11 protein-coding genes and 1 tRNA gene are annotated in these 11,389 nt (G+C 74.6%); 7 read left to right on the top strand and 5 right to left on the bottom strand.

Going from position 1 to position 11,389, the window contains the following annotated elements; translation table 11 throughout:
* Positions 1–290 precede the first annotated feature (290 nt).
* From lhgO to ACFVWU_RS12720, 6 genes are all read left to right on the top strand, one after another.
* Entirely contained in the window at positions 291–1,526 is a 1,236-nt protein-coding gene (gene lhgO / locus ACFVWU_RS12745; protein ID WP_387618870.1) for an L-2-hydroxyglutarate oxidase, read from the top strand.
* Between the two features lie 205 nt (positions 1,527–1,731).
* Positions 1,732–2,517: a tRNA (guanosine(46)-N7)-methyltransferase TrmB gene (gene trmB, locus ACFVWU_RS12740; RefSeq protein WP_387618881.1), complete on the top strand. Its 786-nt coding sequence runs from the start codon at positions 1,732–1,734 to the stop codon at positions 2,515–2,517.
* A 116-nt stretch (positions 2,518–2,633) separates the two neighbouring features.
* Entirely contained in the window at positions 2,634–3,965 is a 1,332-nt protein-coding gene (locus ACFVWU_RS12735; protein WP_387618867.1) for a PrsW family intramembrane metalloprotease, read from the top strand.
* A gap of 85 nt (positions 3,966–4,050) precedes the next feature.
* A tRNA-Met gene (locus ACFVWU_RS12730) sits at positions 4,051–4,124 on the top strand.
* Positions 4,125–4,321: 197 nt separating this feature from the next.
* Positions 4,322–5,161, top strand: a complete 840-nt coding sequence (locus ACFVWU_RS12725) for a hypothetical protein (RefSeq protein ID WP_387618865.1) — start codon at positions 4,322–4,324, stop codon at positions 5,159–5,161.
* A 412-nt stretch (positions 5,162–5,573) separates the two neighbouring features.
* Positions 5,574–6,731: a hypothetical protein gene (locus tag ACFVWU_RS12720; protein WP_387618862.1), complete on the top strand. Its 1,158-nt coding sequence runs from the start codon at positions 5,574–5,576 to the stop codon at positions 6,729–6,731.
* Here ACFVWU_RS12720 and ACFVWU_RS12715 read toward each other — a convergent pair.
* From ACFVWU_RS12715 to ACFVWU_RS12700, 4 genes are all read right to left on the bottom strand, one after another.
* Positions 6,728–7,171 (bottom strand): GNAT family N-acetyltransferase, encoded by a 444-nt coding sequence (locus ACFVWU_RS12715; protein ID WP_387618859.1) that lies wholly within the window; start codon positions 7,169–7,171, stop codon positions 6,728–6,730. The two genes, ACFVWU_RS12720 and ACFVWU_RS12715, sit on opposite strands and share 4 nt — an antisense overlap.
* 26 nt (positions 7,172–7,197) lie before the next feature.
* Entirely contained in the window at positions 7,198–7,953 is a 756-nt protein-coding gene (locus ACFVWU_RS12710; protein WP_387618856.1) for a hypothetical protein, read from the bottom strand.
* 114 nt (positions 7,954–8,067) lie between these two features.
* On the bottom strand, positions 8,068–8,811 hold the full coding sequence (locus ACFVWU_RS12705) for a sensor domain-containing protein (RefSeq protein WP_387618852.1): 744 nt from the start codon (positions 8,809–8,811) through the stop codon (positions 8,068–8,070).
* 140 nt (positions 8,812–8,951) lie between these two features.
* Positions 8,952–9,530: a GNAT family N-acetyltransferase gene (locus tag ACFVWU_RS12700; protein ID WP_387618849.1), complete on the bottom strand. Its 579-nt coding sequence runs from the start codon at positions 9,528–9,530 to the stop codon at positions 8,952–8,954.
* A gap of 42 nt (positions 9,531–9,572) precedes the next feature.
* On the opposite strand from ACFVWU_RS12700, the gene ACFVWU_RS12695 reads away from it, so the two are divergent.
* Positions 9,573–10,454: a hypothetical protein gene (locus tag ACFVWU_RS12695; protein WP_387618846.1), complete on the top strand. Its 882-nt coding sequence runs from the start codon at positions 9,573–9,575 to the stop codon at positions 10,452–10,454.
* 74 nt (positions 10,455–10,528) lie between these two features.
* Here the strand turns inward: ACFVWU_RS12695 and ACFVWU_RS12690 are convergent, their stop codons facing one another.
* Positions 10,529–11,377: a M23 family metallopeptidase gene (locus tag ACFVWU_RS12690; protein WP_387618843.1), complete on the bottom strand. Its 849-nt coding sequence runs from the start codon at positions 11,375–11,377 to the stop codon at positions 10,529–10,531.
* Positions 11,378–11,389: the final 12 nt, after the last annotated feature.

Raw genomic sequence — 11,389 nt, 5'->3', positions numbered from 1 at the left:
GCGGGGGGGGGGGGGGGCCGGGCCGCCCCCCCCGCGGGGCGGGGCCCCCCCCGGGGGCGGGCCCCCCCCCCCGGGGGGGGGCGGCCCCCACCTCCCGCCCCCCCCGGGTGTGCCGGGCGCCCGGCACGCGAACGGGCGGGGGACCAGACAGCCGCGCGGCGGAGCCTTCACGGGCCGACCGGCGTGCGGAGAGGCGGCTCCGCCCGACGGCACGACGCACTCTCGACCCCCACCCGTCCCCGTGGCAGCATCGGCGGCAGACGGGGCCGGGCGGCAGACAGGAGCGCGAAGTGGCGGGCGAGTTCGATGTCGTGGTCGTGGGTGGCGGGATCGTCGGGCTGGCCACGGCCCATGCGCTGACCCTGGCCGACCCCGGTCTGCGGATCGCCGTACTGGAGAAGGAGCCCGGCTTCGCGGCCCATCAGACCGGGCGCAACAGCGGGGTGATCCACAGCGGCGTCTACTACCGCCCCGGTTCGTACAAGGCCCGGTTCGCCGTCGCGGGCGCCGCCGAGCTGGTGGCGTTCTGCCGCGAACACGGCATCCCGTACGAGGTGACCGGCAAGCTGATCGTGGCCACCGACGCCGCCGAGCTGCCCCGGCTGTCCGCGCTGGCCGAGCGGGGGCGGGCGAACGGCATCCCGGTGACCGAGCTGGACCGGGCCGGGATCGCCCGGCACGAGCCGGAGGTCAGCGGCCTGGCCGGACTGCACGTCGGGACGACCGGCATCTGCGACTTCCCGGCCGTCGCGACGACGTACGCCCGGCTGGCCCGGGAGGCGGGCGCCGAGCTGCGGCCCGGCACCGAGGTGCGGACGGTGGCCAGGCGGAGGGACGGCGTGACGGTCGGCACCGCCGCCGGGGAGCTGCGCGCCCGGGTGCTGGTGAACTGCGCCGGGCTGCACAGCGACCGGATCGCCCGGCTGGCCGGGGACGACCCCGGCGTGCGGATCGTGCCGTTCCGCGGCGAGTACTACGAACTGACCGAGAAGCGGCGGGACTTGGTGCGCGGCCTGGTCTACCCGGTGCCCGACCCGGCCTTCCCCTTCCTCGGCGTGCACCTCACCCGGGGCGTCCACGGGGACGTCCACGTCGGCCCGAACGCGGTGCCCGCGCTGGCCCGCGAGGGCTACGACTGGCGCACCGTCCACCCGCGCGACCTGGCCGACACCCTCGCCTTCCCCGGCACCTGGCGGATCCTGCGCCGGCACTGGCGCTACGAGGTCGGCGAGCTGCACCGCTCGCTGTCCAAGCGGGCGTTCACCACCGCCGTCCAGCGCCTGCTGCCCGCCGTGACCGGCGCCGACCTGGTGCCGACCACCGCCGGGGTACGGGCCCAGGCGGTGGCCCGGGACGGCTCGCTGCTGGACGACTTCGCCTTCGCCGGCTTCGACCCGGAGGACCCGCGCTCCCCGCGCCGTACCGTCCACGTGCTGAACGCCCCCTCCCCCGCCGCGACGGCCTCGCTGCCGATCGGCCGCGAGGTGGCCCGCCGGGCGCTGGCCGCGCTGGAGGCGGGCGGCTGAGCCGCTCCCGACCGGGCCGGGACGGACCAGGACGGGCTGGGACGGACCGGGACGGACCGGCCGGCCGGAAGCCGCGGATGAGCCCCGCGGCCGCAGCCCGAATGAGCCCCGTCACACACCCCGACGGGTGCCCCGCACGGCCCCGTAGACTCGGGTGATTGTGACTGCCACCGCCCCGATCCCCCAGCAATCGCCGTCCGCCCGGATGTCCGCCGCGCCGGCCGCCTACCCCGCGCCGATGTACCCGCACAAGGCCACCGAGGCTCAGCACCGCGAGCGGCGCATCCGCAGCTTCCAGCCGCGCCGGGGCCGGATGACCAACGCCCAGGCGGGCGCCCTGGACCGCAGCTGGGAGACGTACGGCATCCCGATCGACGGCAGCCCGCTGGACCTGCGGGAGCTGTTCGGCGGTCTGCCGGTCACCCTGGAGATCGGCTTCGGCATGGGCGAGACCACCGCCGCGATGGCCGCCGCCGACCCGTCGACGGGCATCCTCGCCGCCGACGTGCACACCCCGGGCCACGGCAACCTGCTCGGTCTGCTGGAGCGCGACGGTTCGCAGAACGTCCGGCTGGCCGCCGGTGACGCCGTCATCCTGCTGCGCGACATGCTGCCGGACGCCTCGCTGGCCGGGCTGCGGGTCTACTTCGCCGACCCGTGGCCCAAGCCCAAGCACCACAAGCGCCGACTGATCCAGTCGTCCTTCCTCGACCTCGTACTGCCCCGGCTCGCCCCCGGCGCCCTGGTGCACTGCGCGACCGACTGGGAGCCGTACGCGGAGCAGATGCTCACCGTGCTGTCCGCCTCGCCGGAGCTGGAGAACCTGCACCCGGAGGGTGACGGCACCGGCTGGCTGGAGCCCGCGGACCACCCGGACGGCAGCATCCCCGGCTACGCACCGCGACCGGCCTGGCGACCCGTCACCAAGTTCGAGCGCGCCGGGATCGCCAAGGGCCACGTGGTCCACGACCTGCTGTTCCGCCGCCGCTGAGCCCCCGGCCGCCGTTCGAACAGGCGGCGGCCGACTGAGTGGACCGTCGCGCGGCCGGCGGACGGTTCGTCCCGAGTCCTCCCGACGGGCGGCTGCCGTGGCCTACCCTGTGCCGCATGGGCAGCCCGTCCGGCGGCGGGTTCCGGACGCCCGGACGCGCCGCCGCCGACGTACCGGGGACGGCCCCGCGCACCGGCGGCACCCGGACCATCCCGGGGCCCCGGGGGCGCCGGGCCCACCGGCTGCTGCCCCGGCCGGGCGCCGCGTTACCGCCGGCCGGCTCCGCAGCTCCCGCCTCTCCCGCCTCTCCCGCCGTGACGGGCACGTCCGCGCCGCCGCCGGGTCGCGGCCGCTCGATGGCGCTCTCCTCGGTCACCGCGACCGCCGTGCTGATCCTGATCGGCTGCGGGGTGCTGATCCTGCACCTGGTGCAGCGGCAGACCGGCACGGTCGGGCTGCTGGTCGGCCTGGGCCTGGCGATGGTGCCGCTGCCCTTCGTGCTCGGCGGCCTGGCCTGGCTCAACCTCACCGCCCGGGTGCCGCTGCGGCACACCGTGTTCTGCCTCGGCTGGGGCGCCTGCGCGGCCACCACGGTCGCGATCCTGGCCAACAACTGGACCGCCGACTACCTGACCGCGCATCCGGGCCGGCTCGGTGAGCTGCTCGGCGCCGGGATCGCCACCCCGCTGATCGAGGAGAGCGCCAAGGCCACCGCCCTGGTGGTGCTGCTCCTGCCGCTCGGCCAACGGCTGCGCTGCCACGGCCGCCGCACCGGGCGGCCCTGCGCGCCGTTGCTGCAACGGTCGCCCGCGCCCCGGCGCCCCCGCCCGTACGAGCGCCGCCCGGCCGGGCCGCACGCCCGGGGCCGACTGCGGCTGCGCCCCTACCTGCGGCCGCTGCCGTACCTGTGCCCGGCCCCGCTCTCCGGCGGCACCCCGCACCGCCGCTCCCGGCCGCGCACCCTGGCCGCCGGCGTGGTGCTCGGCGGGATGACGGCCTGCGGCTTCGCCTTCGTCGAGAACGTCCTCTACCTGGGCCGGGCCTTCGCCACCGACCAGCGGAACCGGCTGGACAACATCGGCCTGGGCGACCGGCCCAGCCTGCGGGACTTCGACAGCACCGTGCAGACCTTCGTGCTGCGCGCCCTGCTCTCCCCCTTCGCCCACCCGCTGTTCACCGCGCTCACCGGGATCGGCCTGGCCGTCGCCCTGACCACCGGGCGGCGTTGGCTGGCCCGGCTGGCCGCGCCGGCCGGGCTGCTGCTGGCGGTGGTGCTGCACGGCACCTGGAACGCCGCGGCCGACCTGGGGACGGACGGGTTCCTGGTGGTCTACGGGGCGCTGATGGTGCCCTGCTTCGCGGCGCTGGTCTGCTTCGCGGCCTGGGCGAGATCCCGGGCGGCCCGGCATGGCTCGCGGCGCGGGCGGCGGGTGGCCGGGGCGGTCTGAGAGCCCTGCTCGGCGCCGCCGGCTCAGGCGCCCGGAGAACCGATTTCCCATCTCGGCGACTTCCACGTATTGTTGTGTTCACCGACGCGGGGTGGAGCAGCTCGGTAGCTCGCTGGGCTCATAACCCAGAGGTCGCAGGTTCAAATCCTGTCCCCGCTACTCAGTAGCAGAAAGGCCCGGAGGATTCTTCCTCCGGGCCTTTCGCGTTCCCGGGTACGGGCAGAGCACGTTCCTGCCACGAACCTGTAACAGGGGCCGGATCCAAGATCTGCTGTCCGAGGCCTCCCCCATACTGCTGAGGAAAAATTCATCCAGTTGGGGGCGGCAGGGCCGTGCCCCGGGACAGGAACCACCTCATGCTGTCGAAGCGCCTGGTCAGCACCGCCGCGATCTGCCTTCTGCTCGGAGCGGGCACCGCCGCCTGCGGCGACAACAAGGACAAGTCCGCGGACAAGGCCGCCGCGCCCGCGACCGCCGCCGCGACCACCGCCGCCGCGACTCCGACCGCTACGCCGACGCCGACCCCGACCGTCCCGACGCTGGACACCGACAAGCTGACCGCGCAGGAGATCGAGAAGCAGGCCAAGGACGCGCTGGCCGCCACCACCGCCCTCAGGATGTCCGGCACCATTGCCGACCAGGACGGCAACATGGACATGGACCTGGCCATGGACAACAAGGGCCAGTGCAAGGGCACCATGTCCCTGCCGGGCATGGGCAAGATCGAGATCATCAACGACGGCAAGGCCTCCTACATCAAGGGGGACAGCGCCTTCTGGACGGCCGTCGGCGGCAAGGACGGCGGCAAGGCCGCCGAGCTCTTCAAGGGTCGTTACCTGACCGGGTTCGACAGCGACCCGAAGATGAAGATGATGACCAGCTTCTGCAACCTCACCGACTTCAGCAAGCAGATCGCCGACGGCAAGACCAAGAAGGCCGAGAAGGGCACTCCGGGCAACATCAACGGCCTGAAGACCTTCAGCCTCAAGGTCACCGACGACTCGGGCGAGCTGTCGACGCTCCACATCGCCACCGAGGGCAAGCCCTACCCGGTCCAGATCGAGACGGACTCGGCCAAGGACGGCAAGACCACGATCAACCTCACCGACTTCGACAAGCCACTGACCGTCCAGGCCCCGCCGGCCGACAACACGATCGACTTCTCGAAGTTCAAGGAGCAGATCAAGACCGCCTGAGCAACGGCCGCGAATAATCCGTTGCCCTCCCGACAGGGGGCTGCCTACAGTGGCGGCACACTGAAAGGAGGTGATCCTGAATTGAGTTCCATCAGGATGCGTGAGGTGGCTGCTCGCTAGAGCCGCCCCTGCCTGCGCAGGGTGAGGCCCCTGGCCTCCGGCAGGCGAAATCCACAGCAGTCACCCAGCCCGCGGGCTCACCGGAACATCCCCGGTGCCTCGGTGCCAGGCCAGTGCACGGGCGGGAACCGCGCCCCCCCCGGGGGGTGTTCTTTTTTTCCGGGCGCGGCCCGGTCGTCGCGGGGGCCCCCCCGGGCGGTCCCGGTGGTGGGGCCGCGGCGCTAGAGTCGGCGCGGCCCCACCACGGGAACGACGGGGCGCAGCGGAGCGGCGCGGACACTGGGGGTGGGCGATGGCGAAGGCGCGACGGGCCGGCACGTCGGCGCTGCGGACAGCGCAGCGGGCGGGCGCCGGGGTGCTCGGCGGGACGGGACTGCTCGGGCTGCTGCTGTTCGCGCTCGGCCGGGAGCACGCCTGGCAGGCGCTCGGCGGCGGGCTGGTGGTGTCCGGGGCCTCGACGGTGGTCGGCGGTGCGCTGGGCTTCCTGTTCGGGGTGCCCCGGGTGAAGAGCGGCTCCGGCGAGCCGCAGGGCTCGTACGCGCCGAACACCAACCTGGAGCAGGTGTCGGACTGGCTGACCAAGGTGCTGCTGGGCGTCGGGCTGACCCAGCTCGGTTCGCTCGGTGAGCGACTGCACCAGCTCGGTACGGCCCTGGCGCCCGCGCTCGGCGGGGAGGACGCGGCGGTGCCGTTCGCGGCCGCGCTGGTGCTGTACTTCCTGGTCCTCGGCTTCCTGGCCGGCTGGCTGGTGACCCGGCTCGCGCTGCCGCAGGTGCTGACCGACGCGGACCAGGCGCTGGACCTCTTCCTGGCCGGGCAGGACCGCGACCGGCACGGCGACAAGGTGGGCGCGGACGACCTGCGGGTGCGCGCGATGCAGCACCTCGGGCTGCTCGGCGGCAGTGCCGATCAACCGGCCGCGCTGGCCGCGCAGTTGCCGCCGTCCTCGGGCTCCCCCGCCGGGCCGGAGGGCGTGGTCGCCGAGGTCCGCTCCACCGCGAAGCGCTCGGCGCTGACCGTCGACCAGGTGCGGGACCTCTTCGCGGACGGCTCCGAGGGCCGCCGGATCCAGGCGCTCGCGCTGATGCAGGGCGACCCGTCGCTGGCGGATCTGCCGAGCGTGCTGGACGCGATCGAGCACCCGCGTTCGGGCTTCGAGCAGTACCACGCGCTGCTGGCCGCCCGGGGCCTGCTCTCCCGGCTGCCCGGCACCGAGGCGCAGCGGCTGCGGGACGCGGTGGCGGCGCAGTTGGTCGACCCGCGGGGGATTCCGTACGGGTCGGACCGCAGTTGGCTGGCGGAGAAGATCCTGTCCCGGCTGCAGGTGGCGGCCCTCGTCCCGGCGCAGGCTTCGGCGCCTTCGCCGGCGGCACCGTCGACACCGCCCGCTCCGCCGGTGCCGTCAGCGCCGGCAGCACCGGGCGTTCCGCCGGCCGGCGACGACTCCTAGACGGTGAAGCGCAGTTCGGGCTGCTCCCAGGGGGTCTTGGCCCGCGGTGGGCGGGTACCGGTGCGCTCGGCGCCCAGTTGCCGGTAGAAGCCCTCGGCGGGCGGGTGCGAGACGACCTTGACCGCCGCGATCCCGGTCTCGCGGGCGCGGTCGAGCATGTCGGTGATCAAGTGCCGTCCGATGCCGAGCCCCTGGGCCTCGTCCGCGACGAACATCAGGTCCAGTTCGGCCGGTTCGCGGATCAGCGCGTAGAAGCCGAGCAGCCGGTCGTCGTCGGTCACGGCCATCCGGACCTCGTGGCGCTCCACGTAGTCGGGTGTCACGACGTAGCCGTCGATCATCGCGAAGTACGCGCCGCGGTAGGCACTGGAGGCCTGGATCAGCGCGGTGAGCCGGTCGGCGTCGGCCCGCCCGGCGGGCCGGATCGTGGTCTCGCTCATGCGGGCGAGTATAGGACCAAATGGGGCTAGTGACTATTACCGCTCCGGCGGCCGCCGAGCTCCCGGCGGCGGTGGTCGGCGGCCCGCAGCACCAGCACCCGGCGGGTGCGGCCGTCCGCGCGGGGGACGCGGCGGACCTCGCTGGCTATCCGGTGCTCGCCGAGCGCGTACCGCAGCCGGTCGAGGTACCCGCAGCGGCGCCCGTACCCGTCGTACAGCGGCTGGACGCGGACCTCGCCGTCCGCGGCGGTGACCCGGACCAACTCGGTCAGTGCGGCCAACTGACCCTCGGGGACGAACAGTTCGGGGTAGGCGAAGAGCAGGTAGCCGCTCAGGGTGAGGGCGAAGGCGCCGTCCGCGAAGGGCAGTCGGGGCAACGCGGCGGCCACGTACCGCTGCGGGTGGGTGGCCGAGTCGGCGGTGAACAGTCGGCGGGCGCGGTCCCAGCTGCGCAGGTAGCGCTCCGACCGGCAGCGGCCGGTCGCCGGGTACAGGTGCGGGCGGGCCGCCATCGCGGCGGCCATCGAGTCCCGGGCCGCCAGGGCGTGGTCCGCCACCTCGGGCAGCGGCAGGGCGTACGCCGGGTCGGCGGCGATCACCCGGCAGCCCAGCTCACGCGCCTCGGCGGCCAGGCCCGCCGCGCCGCCGGGGCAGTCCAGCAGCGGCCCGGGCAGGGCGGCGAGCAGGGCGCGGGTGAGGCCGAACATGGCGCAGTACTCGTCCAGCGGACGGGAGGTGATCAGGATGTCGGGGTTCGGCGCGGAGGTCCGTGCGGCGGCCACCCGGCCATCCGAACACGGGCCGGCCCCGACCGCATCCGGAGCGCGGGCGGGGCCTCGAACGGTGGACCGGGCCTGGCCGACGGGCCGGCGGGCGGGTCCGGACGGCGGGCGGGTTCAGCGCCCGAGCAGGCCCAGGGCGGCGGCCCGGTTGACGTTGGTCAGGCCGCGGACCAGCCGCGCGGTGAGGAAGACCAGCAGCACCCCGACCATCGAGAACGCGGCGATCTGCCAGGGTCCCTCGACGTAGTGGACGTGCCGGACGTGGTGGCTGTCGGTGAAGTCGAACAGCTGGTAGCCGCGCCAGGGGGTGTAGGTCGGGAAGACCCACTGGTAGAGCGGGTAGAGCGCCATCAGCCAGCCGAGCAGCAGGAACGTCAGCGTCACCGCGAAGCTGAACACCGCCCACGGGAACATCACCACCTGGTACAGCACGGCCTTCCAGCCCGCCGCGTCCGCCAGCCGCGCGGTGATCCCGCCCCAGTTGCCCGGGCGGACCGGCCGCACCGGCGCCGGGCCTGGCACGTCCAGGCCGAGCATGCCGCGCACCCGGGCCCGCTCCGCCCGGCCCAGGCCGCGGGCGATGTTGGTCAGGCCGGCCAGCACCGGCAGGCCGAGGACGGTGACGACGGTGCCGAGGCCGAAGCAGAACAGGGTGATCGCGACGGTGAAGCCGGCGATCGCCACCGGCAGGCCGGTGAGCACGTAGCCGATCTCGCGGTAGTAGTGCGCGGAGAACGGCGCCCGCCAGAAGGCCGGCGGCCGCTCGGTGCGGCGGGCCCGGGCGGTGTGCGGGCCGTCGTCGCCGTAACCACCGTGGACGTCCCACTCCTGGTCCAGCATGCTTCGGCTGCTGCTCATCTCCGGCCCCGGCCCCTCGTTCTCGCGGTCGTTCGTACTCCCTGACGCCCCATAGTCTGGCCGAGCCGCAGCTCAGGGGGCATCCGGGGGACCGGCGGATCGGGGGTGGGGTTAACCCCCGGCCCGGTCCGCTTCCGGGGTCAGGACGACACCGAAGGGCCGGGCCACTCGTCGACGAGCAGCGAGTACAGGTACGAGTCCGACCAGACGCCGCCCTTGTACAGGTCGTGCCGCACCCGCCCCTCCAGCTGGAAGCCGAGCCTGGTGAGCACCTTGGCGGAGGCCGTGTTGTCCACGTCGACCCGGGCGGCCAGCCGGTGCAACCCGAGCAGGCCGAAGGCGAGCTCGCAGAGCAGCCCGGCGGTCTCGCCCGCGTAGCCGCGGCCCCACACCCCGCGGCTCAGCACGTAACCGAGGTGAGCGGAGCGGTACTTGCCGAGGGTGAGGCTGGCGTGCGCGATCGGCAGCGCGTCCGCCGGGTCCTCGGCGTCCTCCCGCCGGACGACGGCGAGGCGGTAGGTGTCCCGCTCCTCGGCCATCGCCTCCTCCAGGTACAGCTCGATCTGGTCGGCGCAGGTCTCCCGGTCGCGCGGCTCGAAGGGGAGGTAGCGGGTCACCTCCGGGTCGCCGTACAGCGCGTGCAGCGCGTCCACTTCCTCCGGGGTGTGGTGGTACTCGCGGATGGCGAGCCTGGGGCCGGTGAGGCGTACGGGGACCATGGCTGCCGACCCTACCCCCGTCCGACGGCTACCGTTCGGAACATGAACGACGAAGACCTGCGGCTCGCCCCGCGCACCAGGGCCGCCGACCTGCTCGACTGGGCGGCCGAGCAGGACCGCGCGCCGGTGGCCGAGGAGCCGCTGCGCACGGTGCTGGCGCTGCTGGAACTGGGCGAGGGCAGGATGCACGACGGCTGGCCCGAACTGACCTCCAACGCGGTGGAGCACCTGCTGTACGAGCGGCTCCACCTCTACGTCCAACCCGCCCCGGAAGCGGACCCGCTCGCGTACGGCGACGCCGTACGGCTGCTGGTCGACCACCAGCGGGCGGCGAAGCGGCTCAACGCCAAGCGCCAGGAGCGGCTGCACGCCGAGGCCGAGTGGCAGGGCGAGGTCGCGGCCGGACTGCTGCGCCGCGCCGACCTGGTCACCTGGCCGCGGCTGTACGCGGTGCTGCTGCACGCCCACGGGGTGGACACCACGGACGGGGCGGCGGTGCGGGACTGGCTGGCCGGCTTCGCCGGGCTCGGCGAGGAGGAGCGGCTGGCCGGGTTCGAGGCGCTGGTGCCGACCGGCTGGCTGGACGAACCGGACGAGCAGGGCTGGGGACCGGGCCGGGTGCTGTCGGTCGGCATGGCCACCGACGGCGCGCGGCGGCTGCTGGAACAGGGCCTGATGCGGCGCAGCTACCGCAACCTGGCCGAGCTGAACGCGCTGGGACGGCCGATGCCGGACGAACTGGCCGGGGACTTCGGGGAGTTCGAGACGGCGGCGGCCGAGGTGGCGCTCGACCTGATCGGCGAGTGGACGGTGCCGGGGCTGCCGCGGCTGCTGGTCGAGGAGTTCCCGGAGCTCGCGCCGGAGCCGGGGGCGGAGGAGATCGACGCCTACCTGGCGCAGCTGCCGGCGGAGTCGGCGCAGTGATCGGCCGAGGGCCCCGGGTGTCCGGGGCCCTCGGGCGTCGCGTCAGGGCTCCCGGTTCTCGTCGGGGGCTCCCGTCAGGGGGTGAGGCCGCGCTGCTGGAGCCAGGTCTCCGGGTCGACCGGGGCGCCGCCGCCCGGGCGGACCTCCAAGTGCAGGTGCGGGCCGGTGACGTTGCCGGTCGCGCCGACCTTGCCGATCTGCTGGCCGGAACCGACCGCACCGGAGCCCTTGATGATCGAGGAGAGGTGGCAGTACCAGATCTCGGTGCCGTCGGGCAGGGTCTCGACGATCCGGTAGCCGTACGCGCCGGACCAGCCGGCCGAGGTGATGGTGCCCTGGCCCACCGCGTAGACCGGGGTGCCGGTGTCGGCGGCGAAGTCCAGCCCGGTGTGCAGGTGGGCCCAGTAGCGGGCGCTCTGGCCGTAGTGGGCGGAGAGGTTGTAGTCCTTCACCGGCAGGGTGAGGGCGGCGGCCTTGGCGCGCTCGGCCTCGTCGGCGGCGCGCTTGGCGTCGGCCTCCTTGGTGGCGGCCTTCGCCTCGGCCTCCTGCGCGGCCTGCAGGCGGGCGCTCTCCTCGGCGGCGGTGCGCTGGCTGTCGGCCTGCTGCTGGATGCGGGCGGCGAGCGCGAGGCCGGGGTCGGCGGCGAGGGTGACCGGGGCCTCGTCCGCGGCCTCGACGGCGGGCGCGGCGGCCGGGGTGGCGGAGGCGAAACCGGTGGCACCCAGGGTGGCGGCGACGGCGGTGACGCCGAGCAGCGGGGAGGCCCCGCGGGTCTGACGCGGCATCCGGTGGCGGTTGGCCTCGGCCTCCGGGGCGAAGTCGTCGGTGCCGAGCGACTCGGTTCCGTCCGGGCCGGGGGGGTCGAGGAGCTGGGTACCGGCTGCGGGGCCGGCCGGGTGTGCCGGGGTGTGCGTCGACGCCACGGAGGCGCGCTC

The organism is Kitasatospora sp. NPDC058190 (assembly GCF_042883685.1).
In the GTDB taxonomy this organism is placed as follows: Bacteria; Actinomycetota; Actinomycetes; order Streptomycetales; family Streptomycetaceae; genus Kitasatospora.
Note: the sequence above shows the minus strand (reverse complement) of the source record. Positions and strands in the feature narration are given on the sequence as shown.